The 22609-nt window shown below is 67.2% G+C and carries 19 protein-coding genes; 15 read left to right on the forward strand and 4 right to left on the reverse strand.

Going from position 1 to position 22609, the window contains the following annotated elements; all coding sequences use genetic code 11:
- Window positions 1-17: 17 nt before the first annotated feature.
- From OO70_RS48135 to OO70_RS48145, 3 genes are all read right to left on the reverse strand, one after another.
- Window positions 18-1763, reverse strand: coding sequence for an ABC transporter ATP-binding protein (locus tag OO70_RS48135; RefSeq protein ID WP_051742384.1), 1746 nt, complete (start codon window positions 1761-1763; stop codon window positions 18-20).
- Between the two features lie 86 nt (window positions 1764-1849).
- Window positions 1850-3703 (reverse strand): ATP-binding cassette domain-containing protein, encoded by a 1854-nt coding sequence (locus OO70_RS48140; protein ID WP_051742386.1) that lies wholly within the window; start codon window positions 3701-3703, stop codon window positions 1850-1852.
- A 68-nt stretch (window positions 3704-3771) separates the two neighbouring features.
- Window positions 3772-5157, reverse strand: a complete 1386-nt coding sequence (locus tag OO70_RS48145) for an aldehyde dehydrogenase family protein (RefSeq protein ID WP_051742388.1) — start codon at window positions 5155-5157, stop codon at window positions 3772-3774.
- A 979-nt stretch (window positions 5158-6136) separates the two neighbouring features.
- Between OO70_RS48145 and OO70_RS48150 the strand changes: the two genes are divergently transcribed.
- From OO70_RS48150 to OO70_RS48215, 15 genes are all read left to right on the forward strand, one after another.
- A complete protein-coding gene (locus OO70_RS48150; RefSeq protein WP_051742390.1) occupies window positions 6137-6472 on the forward strand; it encodes a cupin domain-containing protein in 336 nt (111 codons plus the stop codon).
- A gap of 25 nt (window positions 6473-6497) precedes the next feature.
- Window positions 6498-7163 carry a hypothetical protein gene (locus OO70_RS48155; RefSeq protein ID WP_043687239.1) on the forward strand — a complete coding sequence of 222 codons (666 nt, stop codon included), beginning with the start codon at window positions 6498-6500 and terminating at the stop codon, window positions 7161-7163.
- Window positions 7164-7182: 19 nt separating this feature from the next.
- The gene (locus OO70_RS48160) at window positions 7183-7443 is read left to right on the forward strand and encodes an acyl carrier protein (RefSeq protein WP_043687241.1); all 261 of its coding nucleotides are present in this window, start codon (window positions 7183-7185) and stop codon (window positions 7441-7443) included.
- Window positions 7440-9548, forward strand: a complete 2109-nt coding sequence (locus OO70_RS51600) for a beta-ketoacyl synthase N-terminal-like domain-containing protein (RefSeq protein ID WP_051742393.1) — start codon at window positions 7440-7442, stop codon at window positions 9546-9548. Before OO70_RS48160 ends, OO70_RS51600 begins: the two co-directional genes overlap by 4 nt.
- A 50-nt stretch (window positions 9549-9598) precedes the next feature.
- Window positions 9599-10954 carry a class I adenylate-forming enzyme family protein gene (locus OO70_RS48170; RefSeq protein ID WP_158711646.1) on the forward strand — a complete coding sequence of 452 codons (1356 nt, stop codon included), beginning with the start codon at window positions 9599-9601 and terminating at the stop codon, window positions 10952-10954.
- A 6-nt stretch (window positions 10955-10960) separates the two neighbouring features.
- Window positions 10961-12211, forward strand: coding sequence for a dTMP kinase (tmk, locus tag OO70_RS51940; RefSeq protein WP_063749788.1), 1251 nt, complete (start codon window positions 10961-10963; stop codon window positions 12209-12211).
- The gene (locus tag OO70_RS48180; RefSeq protein ID WP_043687247.1) at window positions 12208-12765 is read left to right on the forward strand and encodes an orotate phosphoribosyltransferase; all 558 of its coding nucleotides are present in this window, start codon (window positions 12208-12210) and stop codon (window positions 12763-12765) included. The genes tmk and OO70_RS48180 overlap by 4 nt, the downstream gene beginning before the upstream one ends.
- A complete protein-coding gene (locus OO70_RS48185; RefSeq protein ID WP_051742395.1) occupies window positions 12762-13442 on the forward strand; it encodes an IMP cyclohydrolase in 681 nt (226 codons plus the stop codon). The genes OO70_RS48180 and OO70_RS48185 overlap by 4 nt, the downstream gene beginning before the upstream one ends.
- A 23-nt stretch (window positions 13443-13465) precedes the next feature.
- On the forward strand, window positions 13466-14992 hold the full coding sequence (locus tag OO70_RS48190) for a nucleotidyltransferase family protein (RefSeq protein ID WP_051742396.1): 1527 nt from the start codon (window positions 13466-13468) through the stop codon (window positions 14990-14992).
- A gap of 5 nt (window positions 14993-14997) precedes the next feature.
- Window positions 14998-16530: a class I adenylate-forming enzyme family protein gene (locus OO70_RS48195; protein WP_043687249.1), complete on the forward strand. Its 1533-nt coding sequence runs from the start codon at window positions 14998-15000 to the stop codon at window positions 16528-16530.
- Between the two features lie 25 nt (window positions 16531-16555).
- On the forward strand, window positions 16556-17227 hold the full coding sequence (locus OO70_RS48200; RefSeq protein ID WP_043687252.1) for a TylF/MycF/NovP-related O-methyltransferase: 672 nt from the start codon (window positions 16556-16558) through the stop codon (window positions 17225-17227).
- A gap of 284 nt (window positions 17228-17511) precedes the next feature.
- Window positions 17512-18675 carry a tyrosine-type recombinase/integrase gene (locus OO70_RS48205; protein WP_234337123.1) on the forward strand — a complete coding sequence of 388 codons (1164 nt, stop codon included), beginning with the start codon at window positions 17512-17514 and terminating at the stop codon, window positions 18673-18675.
- Window positions 18656-19744: a tyrosine-type recombinase/integrase gene (locus tag OO70_RS48210; RefSeq protein WP_199827549.1), complete on the forward strand. Its 1089-nt coding sequence runs from the start codon at window positions 18656-18658 to the stop codon at window positions 19742-19744. The genes OO70_RS48205 and OO70_RS48210 overlap by 20 nt, the downstream gene beginning before the upstream one ends.
- Window positions 19741-20214 carry a hypothetical protein gene (locus OO70_RS55080; protein WP_158711647.1) on the forward strand — a complete coding sequence of 158 codons (474 nt, stop codon included), beginning with the start codon at window positions 19741-19743 and terminating at the stop codon, window positions 20212-20214. Before OO70_RS48210 ends, OO70_RS55080 begins: the two co-directional genes overlap by 4 nt.
- Window positions 20207-21823 (forward strand): ISL3 family transposase, encoded by a 1617-nt coding sequence (locus tag OO70_RS48215; protein ID WP_043687257.1) that lies wholly within the window; start codon window positions 20207-20209, stop codon window positions 21821-21823. Before OO70_RS55080 ends, OO70_RS48215 begins: the two co-directional genes overlap by 8 nt.
- A 415-nt stretch (window positions 21824-22238) precedes the next feature.
- Here the strand turns inward: OO70_RS48215 and OO70_RS48220 are convergent.
- Window positions 22239-22609: site-specific integrase (locus OO70_RS48220; protein WP_043687291.1), on the reverse strand; the 371-nt coding region annotated here is incomplete at its 5' end.

The following is a 22609-nucleotide window of genomic DNA, read 5'->3' on the forward strand; positions in this document are numbered from 1 at the left end:
CGTTTCTCGTCGCGGTCTCACGCGTAGGCAGATGCCTGGACCTTGTAGAGGGCGGCGTACTCCCGCCCTGCTGCCATGAGCTCGTTGTGGGTGCCGTGTTCCACGACCTTCCCGTCTTTCAGCACGATGATCCGGTCGACCATGCTCAGTGCGGAGAAGCGATGTGAGATCAGGATGGTTACACCGCCTCGGCGCCCGCTGGTCTTCGTGGCCCGTCGGGTGATCCTCTCGAACAATTCTTGTTCGGCGTGGGGATCGAGGGCAGAGGTAGGTTCGTCGAGCACCGCAAGGAGCGGTTCGCCCCGCATCAGGGAACGGGCCAGCGCGAGCTTTTGCCACTGTCCATGGGAGAGTTCCACTCCGCCGTGGGAGCTCCCCAGCGGTGTGCTCAGGCCTTCCGGCAGGACAACGATGACGTCCGCCGCGCCGGCCTCGTCGAGTGCCTCACGCACTGCCCTCTCGTCACCCGCGCGCGCCAGGTCTCCGACTCCCACGACCTCGCCCGCGGTGAGGTGGAATTTCGAGAAGTCCTGGAAGGCGGCCGCGTTCGTGTTGTACCACTGCTCGGGATCCATCCGGGAGACCTGCTGCCCGTCGACGGTGATCTCTCCCCTCGTCGGGTGGTACATCCCGAGGAGCAGCTTGATCAGAGTGGTCTTGCCAGCGCCGTTGAGCCCGACGATGCCCACTGTCGATCCGGCCGGCACAGACACGTCGATGTTTCTGAGGACCTCCCGCCCGCTGCCCGGATAGCTGAAGCAGACGTCCTTGAGGACCAGTCCTTCGCCGATATGGGTGGGTGCGGGTTTGTTCCCCCTCGGCTGGCTGGCGGCGTATTCGCGAATCCACAGGTACTCGGCCGCGACGCGTCTGGCCTCCATGATCTCGCCCGCGCCGCCCACGGTGTCCGAGACCTGAAGGCGCAGACGCACCGACAGGGTGATTATCATGACGACGTCCCCGAGGTCTGCCTGGCCGTTTTGGACAAGTTGCGCCACGATTGCGAGCGCGCCCGCGAGTCCGGCTGCGTAGCAGGTCCAGCCAGCGGCCTGCCAGAGTGCGGCCTTCATCCGGGCCGTGTGCTCCACTTTTCTGCACTTCTCCCAGTGTTCGTCGGCGAGTTCGGACAGGAAGGAGCCACTGCCTGCGATCCATATCTCCTTCGCCGATCCGGGTGTAACGCACAGCGAGTGCAGTTGCTGCTCGTGCCGGATGGTCTGCGAGATGCGCTCCAGCGCGGTGGAAACGATTCGCTGGCCTCGTCGACCGCACCACAGCGGTGGCAGGGCGAGGAACGCCAGGCCGGTGAGCACGGGGCTGATGGAGCCGAGCAGCACTACGGACAGCAGAAGGCTTAACGCAGATGCCGCCGCGTCCGCGATCGTCCAGCAGGATTGGGACAGTTGCTTGGTCCCCTGTTGCAGGATCTCCACCCGGTTGAGGTATTCGGGCTCCTCCAAGTGCGTGACAGTGGGGATCCCCGCCGTAGCGTGCAGAACCTCCTCCGCAACCAGTACCGCGACCCGGTCGGACAGGTCTCCCTGCAGGTGGGTCTGAATCCGGTGGCAGGCCGCCCGGATGACGTGACCGGCTACGCCGGCGGCGACGGCGGCTACGACACCGACAGCGATCCTGTCCCGGCAGGCCGCCACGATCCAGCGCTGGCTGAGCGCGATGGCACCGATGGAGAGGGCGTAAGCGACGGTGAGGACTGCGATCAGGCCGACGGCTCTGGGGTCGGCCCGGGAGGCGAGGCGCAGCATGTGCCGGAATACCGCAGATGCGCGGAGGGGCTTCTCCGAAGCCCCGGCATCGGCGGCGTGGGCGGCTCGGATGGTGGGGATCGGGTTCATGAGACGGCCTTCTGCCGTCGGAAACGCGAGGCTTGGAGTGTGAACAGACCCGCGTACTGGCCGCCTTCGGCCATCAGCTTCTCGTGGGTGCCCTGTTCGGTGATCCGGCCGTCATGAAGTACGAGGATGCGGTCCGCGTTGCGTATGGTCGACATACGGTGGGAGATCACGACGATGGTCGCCCCGGGGACGCTGCGGATGACGCGCTCGTAGAAGGCTGCCTCCGCATGTGGGTCGAGATGGGCTGTCGGCTCGTCGAGAACGACGCAGGTGCGGCCCCGTTCCAGGGCATACAGGGAACGGGCGATGGCGAGTTGCTGCCACTGCCCTCCTGACAGGCCGCCGACGGCGGTTTCCGCAGACCACAGCGAGGTCTCCAGGCCTTGAGGCAGGCGGGAGAGCAGGTCCTCGCCTCCCGCCCGGAGGACCGCGTCCGCCGCCCCGGCGTCGTCGCCATCGTGCCCGGGTGCCGACAGCCTGACGTTCTCGGCCGCTGACAGCGGGTAGCGCACGAAGTCCTGGAAGACGACGGTGAGTCGTCGCCTCCACTCGTCGAGACGGACCGTGGAGAGGTCTTGGCCGTCCAGGAGGATCCTGCCGCCGCATGGGCGGTACAGCCCAGCGAGGAGCTTGATCAATGTGGTCTTCCCGGTACCGTTCGGGCCGACGATGGCCGTCACCTCGCCTGACCGCAGTTCCAGGGTCAGTGCGTCGAATATCTTTCGGTCGGACCCGGGATAGCTGAACGTGACGTCCTCGAAACGGATGGTGGGCTGCTCGGCCTGCAGCACCTGTCTGCCGCCCGTGCAGTCCGCGGCTGCCTGACATCTCTGGACCACGCGGTCCATCGCGCTGTAGGCCCGGGAGCCGCTCTCGATGTCGAACGCCTCACGTCCGATGAAGCTCACGCTTAGGATCGCCCACAGCGACACCAGGCAAGCCGCCAAGGTGGCAACGGAGATCTTTCCGGACAGGGCAGCGAGACTCGGCAGAAGCATGCCTACGAGAGCTGATCCTCCGGTGAGGAGCAGCGTCCAGTGCTGGTCACTGAGGACTCCGCGCAGTTCCGCCGAATAGGTGTCGATCCACTGCTCGGCCTCGCGACGGCGCAGCCGGGCGAAATGGGTGGCGAGCCCGTAGAGCCTCACTTCCTTGGCATCCGCCGTCCCGCCGAGGACGGAGGACCAGTATTGTGCGCGCCTCTCGATCGGGGCTGCGCTGTCCTGGGCGTCTGCAAGGTAGAGCCACTGACGGCGCAGCAGCGTCCGGGTGAGCAGTGCTGCCGCGAGCACCGCAGCGGCCAGGGCCGTGGAGAATCTTGCCAGGACTCCCGCAGCGGCCATCGCGCCGATGATGCGGCCGGACAGACTCAGCTGGGCCGTCACCGCCAGGCCGGGAGAGCGGTTCTGTCCGCGGCTTGCCAGGCCGATGTCGGCGGCGCGGAGGAGGTCATCCTGGAATTCGGAGTTCTCCAGGTGGACGATGGTGTCCGGTGCCATCGCGAGCTGACGTGTTCGCGACCGCAGTTGCCCGTCTATCCGTGCGGCGATGTCCTGCTCCAGGACACCCTTTCCGGCGTCAATCACCTGCCCGAGCAGGAGGATTCCCCCGATGCCCGCTAGGAGGAGGGTGGTGGGGACGGTCTGCGGACTGCGGGTGCCGGACGCACCCGATGCGATCGCCCCCGTTAGGCGGCCGGCGAGTAGCGCATTGGTCCCGGGGACCAGAGCGCTGCCCAGAATGGCGACGAACAGGAGTGATACGGATCCGGCGCCGCCGTGTCGCAGGAGCGAGAGCAACCGGAGCCGGAAGCGCCAGGTTTCGTGAAGGCCGCGAATGTACTGGGTCACATGCTCGATTGGGTACGACGGTGTCCCCGGGCCTTCGTCGTGTGAACAGCCCACTTTGTGTAACTCGCTCATGTCAGGTTGACGGTGATGGTCTTGGGCCGCTGATATTCGGAGATGGCGAGAACGCTGAGGTCCGTACCGTGTCCGGACTGCTTCCTCCCGCCGTGCGGTAGTTCGGCGGTCTGTTCGAGGTGGCAGTTGACCCATACCTCGCCCGCATCCAGCTGGCGTGCGATGCCGAGGCCAGCTGCCGCCGATGTCGACCAGACACTTGCCGCGAGGGCGTGGGACACGCTGTTCGCCAGGTCCACTGCGTCGTCCTCGCGCTCTGCGGCCTGGACGGTGAGCGCGGGACCGAAGGTCTCCTCCACGACGGCGGGGGCGTCATCCGGCAGGTCGGCAAGGATCACGCCGGGGCGCCAGTATCCGCCCGTTTCGTGGTCGCTGAGGAACACATCGCCGACGTGCCGGACTCCGGCAGGGGATGCATCGACGATCCGGTCGTAGCGGGCGAGTTGGTCCGGATTGTTGAGCGGTCCGAAGTCGACGCCGGCCTTCTTGCTCTGCATAGCCTGGCCGAGCCGCTCGATGACCTCTTCGTAGTTGCCGCGTAGTGTGATGACCCGTGCGGGTGCCGCGCAGCTCTGCCCGGCGTTGTAGGTGCCGGCTCCTACCAAGCGCTCGTAGGTGTAGTCCGGTGCATCCGGCAGCACGATGGCAGGGCAGTTGCCGCCGAGTTCGAGGCTCACCCGGCGTAATCCGGCTCTGGCCAGCACGTCAAACCCGGTGGCCCTGCTTCCTGTGAACGCAACCGCGTCGACCGGACTCTCGACGAGCAGCCGTCCGGTGTCCCGCCCGCCAGGCACCGTGACAAGGATGTCGGGGCCGAGGACGTCCGCCGCGTCCTCGGCAGCCAGCAGCATGCTGTCCGGAGTTGTCTCGGCCGGTTTGACGACGACAGCGTTGCCTGCGGCGAGCGCGGGAGCGAACCGCCATACCGCCATCAACAGGGGGTAGTTCCATGGCACGATCGCTGCGATCACGCCCAGTGGTTCCCATCGGACCCAGCTCTCACGGCCGGGCAGTCTGTGCCCGCTGCCAGGGGACTGGTCCGTCCGTATCGCGCCCGCATAGAACCTGATCAGGTCGACACACTGCTCGACCTCGCCGCTCGCCTCCGCCAGCGGTTTGCCTGTCCCTGCCCGCTCGGCCGCGACGTACTGATCCGCTCTGCTCTCAATCGCGTCGGCGAATCTGAGCAGCTTCCGGGACCGCTCGCCTGTCGTCAGTGCCGACCATCTGGCGCTGGCGCTGCGCGCAGTCCGCACTGCTGCGCTAACGCGCTGCTCGTCCGCGTCGGGAACTTCGATCCTCGGGTGGCCGGTACGTGGATCCGCGACTCTGCCAGCCGGAGTGTTCCCCGGCGTCCTCGCGGGCAAATGAGAGATTGTCATTGTGTGCGACCTGATTCGGAAATCGGTGTTCACGGGTGACGGCGAAATGAGCGATCGGCCGAGAATCTGGTTCCATGACGAGCTCCATCGGAGCGCAGCATCGTCTGACTTCAGGCAGGAACACGGCACACCTTCCGCATCTCTGCTCCGCCGTGCCCACTGTCTAAATATCTATTGTTCGCTGCGTCTCCTTCCGAGACGAACGCGACATCTCAGATGGTTCTCAACAGTCGCCGGCGAGTTGTATACCTGCCTGCCGTAAGCGCGCTTATGGGACCAGTTCGACCTGGCCTGTTCGATCCCTCGAATACCGGTAGGTAAAGGGAGGAGGGGAAGGGTCGCGGTATTGACCTCTCGACTCCCGATCGAACGGTCTCCGAGCCAACGGTCCGTCAACCGTAGCCCTAGGCAGGCGAGTTCACAAGGTCCACCCTTCGGGTAATGGCCTGGTCAAGGTGGAGTTCGGTCGCTTGACAGGCCATGTTCGGACTGCCAGCGTGTCGCTCCGGCAAGCGCTTCACATGGAATTGAAGGTCGGGCTAGAGGGCGTTCAACAATCCCAAGCGGAGCGACCTGGGAGATCAGCGCGGCGAGGATCCCGTTGGGCATCCGCACAGGAACTCATCCATTCCGCTTGCATAGCGCCAGATCGAGCGAGACCCCGACAGGGGAAGGGCCCCGAGTGCGGCACGCCTGACGCGGCACACCCTTCCATCCCACCTCCACAGTCAACTGACAAGAATTACACAGCATTCTAATAGTTGACCTTGCCGGAATCGGTTACCGGCCATCAGAACCGTAGCGCAGGGTGTTTCCTGCACTCTTTTCCGCCGCGGGAAGCATGCAATCTGTCGCATAAGAGTCTGCCTTTAGAAGGGAATTGTCCGTGCGTGAGTTCGACCCCGCCGAGCACCTTCGTACCTTCGAGAAGTGCCCTCGCGTACAGCTGCGGGACGGAAGAGGATCTGAGCTCTCCGGGGTGACGGGCCGTTCTGGACCACAGGCCCGGGGTTTCTCCGGCCAGGCCATCGGTCTGGACGAGATCAACATGGAGCCCGGAACCCGCTTCGAGTTGCACGAGCACGAAGGCGACCACATCCTCTACGTCCTTGAGGGGCAGGGAGGGATCTTCGTCGAGGGTGTGCTCCACCAACTCTCCGTGGGCGACTCGGTCTTCGTCCCAGCCGAGACCCCCCACGGCGTCTCCACCGTCGAGGGGGCCACCGGCCCGTTCCGGTTCCTCGCCTTCGGGGTGCCGCACCATCCGCTCGATGACGACGACCGGATGCACCTGATCGACCTCCAGGAAGCCTGAGACCAGCGGACCCGGGGAGTAGCCCATGGACTGGAGCGCCTTTGTAGCCGCGCTTGCATCCGACGTCGACTGGTCAGACCCCCGCTATGCGGAACGCCAGACGCCGGTCGTCGAGGAGATACTGCTGCGAGCTGCCAACGCCCCGGGGCTCGTTCAGGAGCGCACCGAAGCAATCCTGGCGGACGACGAGCTGTTCGGGCGGCTGGCACCGCACATGAACTACCCGCGCATCCTGATGGACAAGTTCGTCCTCCACATGGACCGTGAAAGCCCCTTTCGGGTACGCCTGCACCGTTTCAAGACACGACGCCAGAACGGCGGTGCCGTCGAGAAGGTGCACTTCCACAAATGGCACTGCAGCACAGTGATGCTTCGTGCCGGCTACCGGGAGCGGCAGTTCAGCATCCTCGAATGTGACGAGGAGGCCCGCACCGCCCGACTCGACACCGCTGTGGAGCACAAGCTCTATCAAGGGCAGACGAACTCGCTGCCCGCCGGCAGGCCTCACCAGGTGATCAATGACAGCGACACCGAGCCATGCATCACCCTGTTCGTCCGGGGCCCCTCCGTACTGCCCAGTGCCCGGATCTTCGATCCCGGCAAGCAGACCTTCTACGACACGTACGGCCCGGACGAGCAACTGAGGGTCGGCCTCAGCCACATGGGCCGTCTGGACCCGAATTTCCACTAGCCCGGCGACGGAGTGCACTGTGACTGGTCCATCCACCCACGACGCCCTGATCGACCTCCTCAGATCCCACAGCCCCGAACTGCGGGACGGCAGGGCCGAGCCCGAGCCGGACGACGAGCTCATCGCCCTCGGCATCGACTCGCTGGAACTCCTCTCACTCGGCGCAGATATGGAGGAGACGTTCGACATCGACATCGACAACGCGGCGCTCGGCTCTGCGAAGACGGTCGCGGATCTGCTGGTGATACTCGAACCGGTACAGCGGCAGGGTGCCGAGTGACGGACGCGCCTGCTGTCGTCATCACCGGCCTGGGCTGCGTCTCGCCCTTCGGCCGCGGCCTCGATGTCTTCTGGAAGGGGCTTTTCACCGGCCGGGAGCCCCTTGCGCCGACCGGCTTCAGCGCAGCGGGTATGCGTGTCGCGGGCGTCCTCGAAGTACCGGACCAGGACGGTCCGCCCGAGGAGCGCCCAGTGCATCTGCTCACCACAAGTGCGCGGGACGCGGTCGAACAGGCCGCACTGCGCGGCCCCCGGCTGAGGCGGAGCGGGCTGGTACTCGCCTCCACCAGCGCTGGCTGGCACCTGCCTGGGCAGGCGTTCGGCTCCGAACCGCTCACCTGCGACGAGGGCCTGCTGCGCAAGGAGTGGCCGGCCGTGGCCCTTGTGGAGGAACTCGGGCTGACCGGACCGTGTGCGGTGCTGTCTTCTGCATGTGCCTCCAGCACGGGGGCACTGGCCTGGGCGACCGAACGCATCCGCGCGGGAGAGGCCGAAGTGATGCTGGTCGCAGCAGTGGACGTGGTGACCGAAGTGGTCCTGGCCGGCTTCCGATCGATGCGCCTGCTGACCCGGAGCTCCGCTGCCCGGCCGTTCGCTGTCGACCGGGACGGCTTCGTCCTGGCCGAGGGCTCGGTAGTGGCCGTACTTGAGTCCGCCGGACACGCCGCGCGGCGTGGCGCGCTCCCCCGAGCCGTGCTCGCTGGCTGGGGAGCCAGTTCGGACGCTGGTCATCTCACCACTCCGGCGGCGGAAGGGATCGCCCGGTCGATGCGCGCCGCGCTTACCGACGCCGACTGCCGTCCGGAGGACGTGGGCATCCTGCATGCACACGCCACCGCGTCCGCGGCCAACGACCTCGCGGAGGCGCGGGCGGTCGCACAGGTCTTCGGTCCGGGGCCTCCGGGGATGCTGACTACGGCAGTCAAAGGAGCGATCGGCCACACCGAGGGGGCCGCCGGGCTGTTCACTTTCGCGGCAGCCGTGGAGGGGCTGGTGCGCGACCATGTGCCCCCGGTCCTCAGCGGTGGGGTGCAGGACCCGGCGACAGTTGCAGTGCGGCTGCCGAGCGCTCACCAGCCGTACCCAGCCGGTTCCGCTCTGGTGCACGCCTCCGGCTTCGGTGGTGCCAACTGCACGGTCGTGGTGAACCAGCGGCCCGCCCGCCATAAGACGCCAGACCCTGTTCCCATCCAGGTCGTCGCGGCAGGCCTGGCATATCCGGAGGGAGCGGCGACGCTGGGGTGGCACCCCGCTTTCGACCGCGCTGCCACTCCGCTGGCCGGCAGTCCGCCGGTCACCCCTCCCCCGGACCGGGTCTGCCGGTTGCTGACGGACGCAGTGGGGGCCGTCCTCGGTGGGCTGGCCGAGGAGCAGCGGGAACACTGCCTGGCCGGCGGTCTGCTCATGGGTACGGAGTTCGGCTCCCAGCACCACCACGCGCGTATGTACGCGGCCCTGCGGACCCGGGGGGTCCGCGGTGTAGAACCTCTGGATTTCGCCCTCTCAACCTTCAACACGCCCGCGGCGATGACATCGGTTGTGCATGGCATCACGGGCCGGACCGAGACTTACCTCGGCGCCTCTGGATCTGTGGAAGCTCTGGTGAGCGGGGTGCAATCGGTGGCGAGCGGCCAGGTTTCGGCGATCCTCGTGGGTGGCTGCGAGGCGCCAGAGAACCGTTTACGGGTGCCGCCCGGTTCCGCGCCGCTCTCTGCTGCGGCGACGGTGCTCGCGCTGGCTCCGGCGGATGCGGTCCTGCCTACGGGGGCTACCGCGGTCGAGGTCGCAGGTTTCAGCAGGCTGCCGATCGCGGCGCGCCCGGCCAGTGTCGTCGCTCTGGACCATGCGCTGGACGGGCTCTGCGGGCGGCGGCGCCCGGCGGTGCTATTGGCCAGTGGCTGCCCGGGGTCCGGACGAGACACTGCGGCATCCTCCTGGGTCCTCACCGGACCGGTGGTTGGCGCCGTCGCTTCGTTGGACGCGCACCTGGCAGCTATCGGCAAGATCGCCGATGGGGACGCCGAGGAGGCAGTTGTCGCCGTCACCGGACCGTACTGCTCGACCATCCTGGTCCACTACCGCGCATTGACGGGATGGCCCAGTTGATGTGGGACCACGTACGGGAGCACGCAAGTCGCCGCCCTGCCGCGCTCGCATTGGCTGACTCGGAACACACATTGTCCTGGGCGCAGTTGGAGCAGGCCGTCCGGAACCGTGCCGCGGAGCTGCCCGAGCGGCCGAAGGGCCGGGTGCCGCTGCTCGCCCTGCACCGGCAGGCCAACGCCCTGTGGGTGGTGGACTTCCTCGCCTTGCGAGTCAGTGGCTATGCGGTGCTTGCGCTTCCCGAGGCGATGCCCGTCGCCTCGGCGACGGCACTGTCTGAAGACCTGGGCGCGACCGCTTTGCTGCGTGGCGGCGCAGGAGACGTGCACCTCTCCAGCCACAGAGTTGGTGACGCCGGCGACACCGCTCTGGTGCACCTCACCTCCGGTACGACCGGCACCGCCCGGGGAGTGCCGCGCGACAACGCCAACCTGCGCGACGAAGCGGCCGCCGTCGCCGAGGCCCTCGATCTGGACGCAGCCCATGCCGTGCTGATGGGCACTCCGGTGGCGCACAGTTTCGCCTCCGGGCTGCTCCTCGGAGCACTGACTGCGGGAGCCCCGAGCATTCTCCTCCCCCGCTACGACCCGGCCGTCATGGCCACACTGGCCCTCCGCCACCGGCCAGGCACGATCGCGGGCACTCCCTACGTGCTGCGTGCCCTGGCGGGTACCGAGCAGGTGCGCCGAACTGGACTGCCGGGGCTGCGCTTTCCGCTGTGCGGTGGGGCACCGCTGCACTCCTCATGGGCGCGGGCGTGGCTGGAGACCACGGGAGTGGCCATCTGCCAGGAATACGGCCTCTCTGAGGGCGGCATCGCCACCGTCAACCTGGACCGTGCAACCGAGCGTCCCGAGTCCGTGGGGACACCGATTCCACGGGTCGCCATCCATGTGGTGGACGGCGACGGCCGGCCGATGGCGTCGGGATCCGTGGGCCGGATCCTGGTCGACCGCCCGGCGAACCCGACGGAGTACCTGACTGCGGGTGGCCGACGGGTGCCGATCCCCGTTCGGGGCGACGCCCCGATCCGGGGGACCGACACCGGGGACCTGGGATTCGTCGATGAACTGGGACTGCTGCACCTGGCAGGCCGCGAAAAGCTGCTGATCAACGTGGGGGGTGCGAAAGTCAGCCCAGTCGAGGTGGAGCAGTGTCTGCTCGACCATCCCGCTGTGAACGAGGCGGTCGTGGTCGGCGTCGCGGACCCGTACCGGGGCGAGACAGTAGCCGCGCTGATCGAGATGGCCCCTGGCGCCACCACCGTACGGGAGCTCACCGGCTACCTCCGGGGACACCTCAGCGGTTTCGCGATCCCGCGCCATTGGGAACTGACCGACGCCGTCCCACGCACCTCTGCAGGCAAACCAGACCGCGCACAGATCCGCTATCTCCTGGAAGGCCGATAAAAAAACATGCTGGAAGACGTCTACGCCGCAGCGGGTGTGCTCGACTCCGGCCGGTATCTCACCACGGTCAACGAGTTGTGTGATCACATCCCGGCTTTGCGCCCCCAGTTGCTGCGCCATGTGGTCGAAAGGCTGCGGTGCGCCCTCGACCTGACGGGGTGTACCAAGATCCTTGTCGAGGAGGAGAAGGGCGCCGTCATCGGCGCCGCTCTAGCGCTGGAGACCGGGATCCCGCTGGCGATGGCCAGGGCCTATCCCTACGCAGTGCCCGGGCATCGGGTCGGTTTCGTGAGCGAGTACGCGCAGGGCGATCTGTATGTGAACGGTGTCGAACCGGGCGACCGCGTCTGCCTGGTGGACGACACGCTGTCGACTGGCGGCACGCTGGTCTCTCTGGTCTCTGCGGTCCGGCAGATCGGTGCCGAAGTCGGTGAGATTGCCGTGGTCGTGGAAAAGGCGGGGAATGGTGGACGTCAGGCGCTCGACCGGCTCGGGCTGCCGGTCAGTTCACTGATCGAGATCGAAGTGTCCGCAGACGGGGTGACGGTTCATCAGCCCTCTCATCTCCCGTCGGGGCGCGGGGACGTGCAGTTCCTCGACACGATGCAGCCGCACCACGAACCCGGCTTGTTCATCGTGGTGGAGGGGACGGACGGCGCCGGCAAGACCACGTTGGTGAACGGGCTGGCGGCCTCGCTCCGAGCCGAGAACCGGGAGGTGTTCACCACCTTCCAGCCCACACCGAGCGCTCGCGCGACGGATGTCTTCCGCGGTTTCGCCGAACGGGGCGGCGACGATCCCGCCGTGCACCGCGCTCTGTACCTGGTCACGCTCGGCGACCGTCTCTACCACGCCAGGGCGGCCATCCTCCCCGAGTTGGCAGCCGGTCGCGTCGTCATCTGCGACCGTTACATCTACACCACGGTCGCCAACGCGCTGGCCCGCGGCCAACGCCTGGAGGGCTGGTTCCGCGAAACGGTCGGCATGCTCCCGAAACCGGACCTGTCGGTGCTCGTACACAGTCCCGTCGAGGTGGCCGTCAAGCGGATCCGGGAACGGGCTGCGGAACGTGACCGCCCGATCGACCTCGCTCACATGGAGGGCGTCTACGCCGGCTTCCAGCGGCTGGTGACAGACGGCCAGTTGATCGGGCTGGACACCGACGCACTGGGCATCGAGCAGACTCTCGCCCGGGTGCACTCCGAGATCACCGCGTTGCTGGAAAGCCGGGAGACGGCGGGGAGACTGGCCTTGTGACCGGGGATCTGGTCGAAACCCTGCTGGCTCGCCACCCGTTCCGCCCCGGCAAGCGTGGAGACGGCACCTTGCTCGACAACTACTTCGACGGCCATCGGGTCCTGGGGGAACCACGGCTGCTCGCCGCGCTTGCCGATGAGCTGTTCCACAGGATCGCGCGCACCGGGGCAGAGTTGGTGGCGGGAGAAGTGGCCGCCGGTGCCCAGCTCGCTACTGCTGTGGCGCTCGCCGGTGTCCGCCACGGCCGGGTGCTGGAGTCGCGCGGCATCCGCCGGATACCGAAGGACTACGGGATTCCCGGTCTGCTGACCAGCCCGGTCCCGGACACATCGCGGTTCGCTGTAGTCGACGACGTGGCAGGCACCGGCGCAGCCGCCCGACGGTGTGTGGAGGCGCTTCGAGAGGCGGGCCACCACGTGGTCGGCGTCTTCGTCATCCTCGATCGCCGCCAAGGCGCCGCCGAGGAGCTGACACGCCTCGGTATGACACTGACTTCCTTGTTCCGCTTGGATGATCTCGCATCAGGCTTGCATCAGAAAGGCGCTGAGACATGACATCCATCCTGGAAGCACTGCAGCACAACCCCTACCCCGGTCGGCTGATTCTGCTGGCCCGCACCCTCGACGGTGAGTTGACGGCCGGATACGCACTCACCGGGCGCAGCGACTCCTCTCGGGCCCGGCGCATCGAGAGCACCGAGGCCGGCGAGACGGCCGTGGTGCCGGTTGGCGCGCAGAACCATGACGCCCTGCGGCACTACATCGCCGCGACCGCCGACGAACGGTGGACGGTGTATGGCAACGGAGAGCAGGTGGCGGAGGTCGCAGGCCGCCTGGTGAAGGGCCTGGCACCGAGCAGCGCTCTGGAAGAGCTCAGCTACGAACCGGATCCTCCCATCTACACACCGCGAATCACCGCTGTCGTGGACCGCATCGACGGCCGTGCCTGGTTCGGCGCAACGCGCCGACCCGAAGGTGAGCGCGAGAGCGCCGACACCGTTGTGGCATCACTCGGCGCACTGGCCGTCGGACAGGCGGTACTGCTGAGCACCTACGAGTCGGACGGCGAGCACGTGTCAACCTCCCGGCGTCATCTGGACCTGTCCACCTCGGCTCAGGACGCGGCCGCGCTGCTCGCTGAAGTATGGGCGGCGTTGGATCCGCGCTTTCTGGTAGCCGCGACCGCGTTCGCTCCGCTTCGCGGGGTCCGAGGGGCCATCCGCCACGCCTGACCGGCTTTCGAAGGAGCCACTACATGCACACGGAATCCCAGCAGACACTGAGTACCGTGACCGGCCTGCTGATCGAGCTGTTGGCCGACGAGGGCAACGACGCACCCGGCGCGGACACCTGCACCGGGTCATCCGTTCTGAGGAACCTGGGTGTCGACTCGCTGCTGCTCACACGGTTCATCAGTGGGTTGGAGGACCGCTTCGGGATCGAGTTCGATCTGGAGGATCTGACGCCGGCGAACTTCACCACGCTGGGATCCGTGTGCGATCTGGTGGAGCACTGCCGTCAACTGCCCACCGAAGCCACGCAGGACGGGCGGCCCAGCGCCGTGGTCGCAGCCAGCCCATCGCCGGCGGCCATCGGCGGCGGCGACCGTTGGTGGCCGAAGTCCCTGGAGGCTCAACTGCTCTTCTGCACGGCCCGACTCTCGATGGGGCAGGAGCATGTCCAGCGTGCCTTGGCGGCCTTGCGCTCGACGCAGCCGCGGCTCGACTGGGGTGTCTTCCTGGATCTGGCCACCCGGCACAGGGTCCTGGGTCTGGTGGCACGGAACTTCGACCGCCAGTGCCTCGGCCCGCTCGGCACGGTCCGGCGTTCGACCCTGCGGGCCACCTACCTCTACAACCACGGCCGTGCCCAGGCGTGGCAGCGCGAACGACGGGACCTGCTGGCCGCGTTCGCCGCCGACGGGCTCTCCCCGGTGGTACGCAAGGGCTCCTACCTCGCACAGTACGTCTACCCGGACCCGGCCATGCGCTACATGGAGGACATGGATCTCTACGTCACGGCCGAGGAGAGCGAGAAGCTGATCAGCACTATGCGGCGGCTCGGCTACCGCCAGGGCAGCGACTCTCTCGACCGCCGGACCGTGGAGCCACTCGACCGCGAAACGGCGCTGTTCTGGCAGCTCAACGTCACCGCGCTGCCGCCCTTCCTGCGCCCCACCAGCGATCCGTACGTCGACATGTTCTCCGTCGACCTGCGCCGCGACCTGATGGAACCCGCCAGCGGCAAAAGCATCCCCGCCGAGGACTTCCGGTCCCGGGCCAAGCGCGTGAGCCTGGCGAGCGAGTACGCATGGGTACCCAGCGACGAGGACATGCTCATCGATCTCGGCGTGCATCTATACCGGGAAGCCACCACTTTGAGCTCAATCCGTTCAGGCAAGGACCTCTGTCTGATCAGGTTCATCGACCTCGCGCAGTGGTACCTCCGCGTGCAGGACACTCTGGACCAGGACGCCTTGATCAAGCGTGCCGAAACGTATGAGATCGCCCCTGAGCTGTACTTCAGCCTGCACTTCGGGGACCTCCTCGAACCCGGCGTGTACGATCCCGAGCTGCTTCGGCGCCTACGTCCGGCCGATCTGCGCTACCTGGACGCCTACGGGGCACTCGATCGTCAAGAGGCGCACTGGCCGGACAGCTTCGTGGACCGGTTCTTCGACCGGCACCGAGGCGAGAGAGTGAGCACTCAGTCGGCGCTGCCGCGCCCCCGTCGGCACTGGACAGACGACCATGCCGGCGCCGAAGCTGCGGGTCAGAAGTGAGCCGGATGCTCCCAAGTACATCCGCGGCCCGTGTCCATGAAGGCGCCAACTGGACCGAGCCGCTGATCGCGCCTCAGACGATCGGTACCCACCTGAGGGTGGCGGCACAGCGGTACGGAGACACCTGTTGTCTGGTCGAGATCGATCCTATGGGCCGCGAGATGGCACGCGTCGGCTTCCGGGCGCTGATGCGCTTGGTGACCGACCGTGCCGACCGGCTCCGGTGGAACGGAACCAGTGGAGCAAGCCACATCGGTGTACCGGTGACGAACACGATCGCCAGTGTCGTGGACATACTGGCGGTATTGGAGTCCGGCGCTGCCGCGGTGATCGTTGACGCTGCCGAGCCTGTGGGCCGGCGCGAGGAGCAGTTCACCCTGCTCTGTGACGCAATCATCGAAGACACCCCGGCGGACGGACCGCTGCGCCGCAACGACCCGGTGCTGGGTGATCTGGGGACCGATCCCTATCCGACGGCCTTCGTCCTGTTCACGACTGGTTCGACGGCGGCTTCCAAACCGGTGGCCCAGAGCCATTACGCGGTGCTCGTCAATGTGCTGGCCACGATCCGCCATCATGAGATGGGCCAGGGGCAGACGATGGCATGCGCGCTGCCGATCTCACACGTCAACGGGCTGCACTTCGGCGTGCTCGCCACTCTCCTGAGCGGCGGGACCTGCCTGCTCTTCCAGCAGTTCGACCCGCTGACCTACCTGCGCGCCCTCGCAGCCTACGGTGCCCAGCGGGCGACGACCGTGCCGAGCCTGCTGCAGTCTCTGTGCGAGTTGCGGCGCTGGCCGACCCTGCCGGATCTACGGTACGTGGTAAGCGCTGCTGCTCCGTTGACGGCCCGAACGGTCTCACTGGTGTATGAGCGCGGCTACCGAGTGGTTCAAGGCTACGGCCTCTCGGAATGCATGAACTTCGCTACCACTATGCCCATCGACATGCTCGGGCCGGAGTACGAGAAGTACGTGCTGGGTGTCGGGATTCCCGCAGTGGGCCACGCCGTGCACGGCTGCGAGGTCGCGATCCTCAGCGCGAACGGCATTCCGCTGGGGCCCGGCGCCACGGGCGAGGTCGGTATCCGCGGGCACTCCCTCATGACCGGCTACCTCGGAGACGACACGGCCACCGATGAGGCCCTGGGCAGCGGTTGGCTCAAGACCGGTGACATCGGTTGTCTTGAGGCCGCCCATCCTGCGCGCGGACCCTGGCTGACCCTGGTCGGCCGCCAAAAGAACGTCGCCAAATGCAACGGGCTCTCCGTCTCCCTCGAAGAGATCGACCGCTGGCTCGAGGAGCACCCCGGTGTCCGCGAGGCCTGTGCCGTGGCCCGCCCCGACCCTCGCCGGGGCGACGCGGTCACGGCCTACTACGTGGCGGCGACGGAAGGACCGCCCACTGACGAGTTGGTCGCCCATGTCCAGCTGCGGCTCGACGGGCACTCGATCGGCTTGCAAATCCAGCAGATCGACAAGATCCCACGGCTGCGTTCAGGGAAGATCGACCGTCGTTCCCTCGCAGCACTCCTGTGAACGCCGTCAAGCCTGAGGAGGTCCAATGGATGAGTCACTGAAAAGTCTGCGTGAATGGCTGGTCAATGAGCACTCGCTGACCATTTCCCACGACAGGCTGAAAGCGATAACGCCTTACGTCGAGCAGGTCGTGACAGCAGGCGTAGACGGTGCGTTCGTCGAGCTGGGATGCCATCGCGGAGCGATGACCGTCTGGGTCCGTTCGATCCTCGACCTGCACGACGAGCCCCACCGCGAGATGCATGTGTACGACTCCTTCCAGGGACTGCCCGCGCCCGGGGCGTCCGACTCCGACCACGTGGGTGAGGGAGAGCTGGTGACGACACCCGACGAGGTACGGGCCGTCCACGCCAGGTGGGGAAAGACGTGCCCGGTCATACACGCCGGATGGTTCGAAGAAACCCTGCCGACCGAACTACCGAAGAGGATCGCTTTCGGATACCTGGACGGCGACTTCTACGACTCCATCATGACGAGCCTTCAGTACTGCGTACCGCGCATGGCACCGGGCGGCATCCTCATCATCGACGACTACGCCGACATGCACGCGAACCCCGCCGCCTGGAACGGGCTCCCCGGTGTGAAGGCCGCATGCGACGCCTACTTCAGCGGCAGTTCTCCGGTCTCAGCCGTGGTCCTAGAGGACAGCGACCTTCCCTTCGGGGTGTACCAGCATCCGGTGGGTCCGAGCACCTGATGTGTACGGGCCTCGAGGCCGGCTCGCGCTGCAGGAACCGGGCCAGTAACGACAACAGCGCAGTCGCTGAGAGTTCCGTGCGCCGCTCGTGGGCAAAGGTCCCCCTCGGCATCCCGGTCGCCGCCTGGGGCAGTGAGGTCTGCCTCGGAGAGCTCACCCTTGCCTCCGCCCCGCCGGTCGCCCCGCACGCGACCGGCGGCGTCATAGAACGCTGCGGCCACTGGGCGGAGGAAGAACACACGGACTGGCAGGTCCAACGCCACGATGTTGCATCAGGTGCAACCGTGGGAGTAGCTGAGCAGACTGCCGACGTACCGGGCACGTTTCGGCTGATCGTTCCGGGAAATGTGCGGGCGCTGGATCCGGGGCCGACGATGTTCGACGCGATGCTGCGGGGTTGGGAGCAACAGCGGCGGAGTCGGCTGCTGGCGAAGAAGACGATCAGCGACCGGCTGAGCCTGGTGCGGCGGTTCGCGCTGTTTACGGCGACGTACCCGTGGGAGTGGACTCCGGAGGACGTTGAGGCGTACTTCTCCCACCAGTTGTCGGGTGCCTCGCCGCTGGCCCATTCGACGGTGCGAGGGCAGCAAGGCGATCTGCAGATGTTCTGCGCGTTCGTCAGCGACCGCCGCTACGGCTGGGCAGCCGCCTGCGACGAGGTGTTCGGTCAGGCTCCGGTACAGGTGTGCCATGACTGGAATACCACCGACCACGTCGCCGAGTACGAGGGCCGGCCCGGACGGCCGGCACTCACCTACGACGAACTGCAGACTCTCTTCGACGCGGCAGACGACCTGGTCGAGTTGAAGCGCAAGCGCCGCCGCAAGGAGGTGCTGGCCGCGTGGCGGGACACAGTGATGATCAAGCAGGTGTACGCGTACGGCACCCGGCGCCGCGAGACCTCGATGTTGGACTTGCCGGATCTGCGGCACAACCCGCGCGCGAAGCAGTACAGGCGGTTCGGCGCGCTGGAGGTCCGGTTCGGCAAGGCCGCGCGCGGCAGCCCGCCCAAACGGCGCACGGTGCTCACAGTGCCGGAGGTCGACTGGATTGTGCCGGTCCTCGAAGAGTGGGTGGACGAGGTCCGCGGCGGCTTCTCGCCCGGAGCGCATCCGGCGCTCTGGGTCACCGAGCGACGCGGGCGTCTGGGTCTGCGGCGGCTGGACGAGGTGTTCGCTGCGATCCGCGACCACGCGGGTCTTCCGGACGAGTTGGAGCTGCACTGTCTGCGGCACACCTACATCACACACCTGATCGAATTCGGGTATCCGGAGCGGTTCGTCCAGCTTCTCTTGAGTCTTCAGCAACGTGTCCATGACGTGCAGCACGAGCCTGGGACGGGCGGCGATCTGTGTGGTGGAGGTGGTTATCTACCGCCGTCCACCAGGCAGTCCCCCGGGAGGTTTGGTGCTGGTGCAACGGGTGCTGATGCCCGACTCGTCGCTTGAGTCATGGACGGTTCTCGGTAATGAAAGCGGGATAGTCGAGCCGATCGAGCGTTACCTCGCCTACCTGACCGACATCGAGAGGTCGCCGAACACGATCAAGGCATACGCCCATGATCTGAAGGACTGGTTCGTCTTCCTCGACCGACGCGGTCTGGACTGGTGTGAAGTCCGGCTGGAGGACTTGGGCGAGTTCGTTGCCTGGCTCCGGCTGCCGCCTGCGGGACGGCATGGCGCTGTGACGTTGCTACCCTCGGCGGAGCATCACTGCGGGGTCACCACGGTCAACCGGAAGCTCTCCGCCGTCAGCGGTCTGTACGTCTTCCACGCACGCCATGGAGTGGATCTCGGCGACCTTGTTACCGAGTTGCAGCCGGTCCGCGCCCGCCGCACGGGCTGGAAGCCATTCCTCTACCACCTGGCCGGCGGCCAGCCGGAACGGCGTCGCACGGTCAAGCTGAAGACGCCTCGCACGCATCCGACGATCCTGACGGTCGCCCAGGTCCAGGCGATCCTGGACGCCTGCACCCGGCTGCGGGACCGGTTCCTGTTCGCACTGCTGTGGGAGACCGGGGTCCGGATCGGCGAAGCTCTGGGCTTGCGGCACGAGGATCTGGCTGCGGCAGAAGGCGAGTTGACCGCCATGCCGCGCGTCAACGACAACCGGGCGAGGGCCAAGTCCGCATCGCCCCGCACCGTTCCCGTCGGCCCCGAGATCGTCCGGCTCTACGCCGACTACCTCCACGGTGAGTACGGCGACCTCGACAGCGACTACATGTTCGTCAATCTGTGGGGTGGCTCCTACGGGCGCCCGCTGACCTACGCGTCCGTCTACGATCTCGTCCTGCGACTGCGCCGCGACACCGGCATCGACTTCGACCCCCACTGGCTCCGGCATACCCGAGCGACCTTGCTTCTGCGGCAGGGGGTGCCGATCGAAGTGGTCAGTACTTTGCTAGGACATTCCTCGATCGCCACCACGCACGACATCTACGGCCACTTGTCGGTGGAGGACGCCCGCCGTGCTCTGGAGGCCGCAGGATTCCTGACCGGCCGGGAGGTGCGCTGGTGAGCCAGGAGACTTTCGCCGTTCCGTCTCCCGGCGCCGGACTGCTGGGCAAGTTGATGGCTGCCGTCCGGCCGGCGTTCCGGGTGGATGTGTTCATCCCCGAACCCGGGGAACTGATCTTCGGTCTGGGTGCCTGCCGGGTTCCCGGCTGCCCGCGCCAGCCCCGCACCCGCCAGCTCTGCCGCGGCCACTACTACCGCTGGCAACGGCGCGGGAACCCGGACGTTGAAGCGTTCATCGCCGATCCCGGAGCCGATCCGGTCGGGCGGTCCGAGCTGACCGCCTGCGCCATCGCCGGATGCCGCTTCGGAGCGGCTCGTCAGGGCCTATGCGTGGGCCACAACGGCTTCTGGGAGCGAGCGGGCAAACCCGACAAGAAGTGTCGGCGGCGCTCGAAAAGTGGTTCTGGATCACTTTCAGTGCCAGGGCCACGGAGGGTCACCGAAACCGCGATCATGAGCGGCTGTGGGTGATGTGCTCCTCCGGGATCTGTGGTTCCACCAGGTCGAGGGTGTCGAGGTCGAAAACGCCGTGTCCGAAGGCGAGTTGGTGACCGTCCGGGCCCGGACAGGTGCGGTGCAGGCCGCGTGTCCGGCGTGCGGGACGCTGTCGTCCCGGGTTCACAGCCGGTACGTACGCCGACTCGCCGACAGCGCGGTCGGCGGCCGTCGGGTGCTGATCGAGTTACAGGTGCGGCGGTTGCGTTGCCGTGAACGTGCCTGCCGGCAGGCGACCTTCGCCGAGCAGGTCGACGGGCTCACGTTCCGGCACGGGCGGCGAAGTACCGGTCTGCAGAAGGTGCTTGAACGCCTCGCGGTGATGCTGGCCGGTCGGGCCGGCGCCCGCTTCTCCGAGGTCCTGACGACCCAGGTGAGCAAGTCGACGCTGCTGCGGCTGATCCGCCGACTGCCAGAGCCCGAACCGACCACACCGCGGGTTCTGGGAGTGGACGAGTTCGCGCTGCGCAAGGGGCACAACTACGGCACGATCCTGATCGACATCGAGACCCGCCAGCCCATCGACCTGCTCCCGGACCGGACCACGACGACGGTGGCCCAGTGGCTCACCGATCACCCCGGTGTCGAAGTGATCTGCAGAGACCGCTCGACCGCCTTCGCCGAGGCCGGACGGATCGGCGCCCCCGAAGCAGTCCATGTCGCAGACCGCTGGCACATCTGGTCCAACCTCGCCGAGGCCGTCGAGAAGACCGTCGTCCAGCACCGCGCCCTGCTCCGCGAACCGCAGGACTCCGCCGCCACACCGATCCGTGCGGCCATGACGGTGGAACTCGAACCGCACGCCGCGCCGGGGCCGAGGACCGCAGGCCGCCTGTCCGACCGGATCCGGGAACAGCACGCGGCCGTCCATGCCCTCCTCCGCAAGGGAGTTGGGCTGCGAGCGATCGGCCGTGACCTCGGACTGGCCCGCAACACCGTCCGCCGTCTCGCCCACGCTGCGAGCCCGGACGAGCTTCTGGTCGGCCAGTGGACCGGCCGCACCAGCATCCTCGACCCCTACAAGCCCCACCTCCACCAGCGGTGGGCCCAGGGATGCACCGTCGCCCGCCGCCTGTTCGAGGAACTACGCGAGCGCGGCTACACCGGCGGCGAGAGCGTCGTGAAGAAATACGTCCACCAGCTCCGCGAAGCCTTCCCCCTCGACCCGCCCCGCAAGGCACCATCCGTGCGCGACGTGACCGGCTGGCTCACCCGCCACCCCGACCGTCTCACCGACGACCAAGTCCAACGACTCAAAGAGATCCTGGCCCGCTGCCCCGCGCTCGACCGCACCGCACACCACGTCCGCGCGTTCGCCGAGCTCATGAACAACCGCCAGGGCCACGACCTGGACCAGTGGATGACGAGCGTGAAGGCCGACGACCTACCTGCCCTGCATACCTTCGTCACCGGCCTCGGCCAGGACCTCGACGCCGTCGTCGCCGGCCTCAGCCTGCGCTACAGCTCCGGCGCCGTCGAAGGCCACAACAACAAGATCAAGATGCTGAAACGGCAGATGTTCGGCCGCGCCAACTTCGACCTGCTCCGCAAACGGGTCCTCCTCAGCGCACGAGGCCGTTCATGATCGCGGTTTCGGTGACCCTCCGTGGCCCTGGCACTGAAAGTGATCCAGAACCACTTTTGAGGCGTCGTCGACAGTCCGCGACACGGTCGGCCCACGCACGCTCAAGGGCGTCCGAGCCGGAGGCCACCCACCGTTCCTGCCAGCTGTCCCCCTCGAAGGACTCCAGCCAGCGCAGCACCCGACGCACCCCGCGCATCCGATGCCCAGAGGTCTTGTCCGAGTCACTGAACGTCACCCGCACCAGCCGCTCGCAGGTCGCAGGTCGCATCGAACGTCTCGGCACTGTGCTCCCAGGACACGGGCACATCCCTCGGAGGGAAGGCCGCCGTCAAAACCCGGTGGCTGCCGCCCATCAACGACACCGTGCCAGGACGCGCCGGAGCCAGAATGCTGACCGCGGGCGGGTGCGGCGTGCTCACATCGGCCGCCGGAACAGCACGTCGAGACTGGCCGGGTTGTACCCAGAAGCCGGAGGCGTCGGCGGCACCAGACGGCGCTCGGCCTGCCGGGCATGATGCGCGCGCACCTCGTGCAGGATCTCCTCCAGCCCGGCCGCGAGATAGATCTGCGTCGTGGACAGGTGCGCATGGCCGAGAACCCACTGCACGTGAGTGAGCGGGAGCTGCGGGTCACGCGCCATCCGGTATGCCGCCGTGTGCCGCACGTCGTGCAGTGACCAGTTCGCCCCCAGCAGCGCGTTGACCCGCAGCAGCATCGCTCTGGCCGCGTGGTAGGTCAGCGGACGCCACTGCCGGCGCAGTGTCCACCACAGCGGCAGCCCCCCCC

The sequence above is a fragment of the Streptomyces xylophagus genome (genome assembly GCF_000716435.1).
GTDB classification, from domain to species: Bacteria; Actinomycetota; Actinomycetes; order Streptomycetales; family Streptomycetaceae; genus Streptomyces; species Streptomyces xylophagus.

Excerpts from the sequence above, each read along its gene's own strand:
- OO70_RS48135 (WP_051742384.1), bottom strand. The coding sequence starts at position 1,763 with ATGCTGCGCCTCGCCTCCCGGGCCGACCCCAGAGCCGTCGGCCTGATC.
- OO70_RS48145 (WP_051742388.1), bottom strand. The coding sequence starts at position 5,157 with ATGACAATCTCTCATTTGCCCGCGAGGACGCCGGGGAACACTCCGGCT.
- OO70_RS48155 (WP_043687239.1), top strand. The coding sequence starts at position 6,498 with ATGGACTGGAGCGCCTTTGTAGCCGCGCTTGCATCCGACGTCGACTGG.
- tmk (WP_063749788.1), top strand. The coding sequence starts at position 10,961 with ATGCTGGAAGACGTCTACGCCGCAGCGGGTGTGCTCGACTCCGGCCGG.
- OO70_RS48185 (WP_051742395.1), top strand. The coding sequence starts at position 12,762 with ATGACATCCATCCTGGAAGCACTGCAGCACAACCCCTACCCCGGTCGG.
- OO70_RS48190 (WP_051742396.1), top strand. The coding sequence starts at position 13,466 with ATGCACACGGAATCCCAGCAGACACTGAGTACCGTGACCGGCCTGCTG.
- OO70_RS48195 (WP_043687249.1), top strand. The coding sequence starts at position 14,998 with ATGCTCCCAAGTACATCCGCGGCCCGTGTCCATGAAGGCGCCAACTGG.
- OO70_RS48200 (WP_043687252.1), top strand. The coding sequence starts at position 16,556 with ATGGATGAGTCACTGAAAAGTCTGCGTGAATGGCTGGTCAATGAGCAC.
- OO70_RS48210 (WP_199827549.1), top strand. The coding sequence starts at position 18,656 with ATGCCCGACTCGTCGCTTGAGTCATGGACGGTTCTCGGTAATGAAAGC.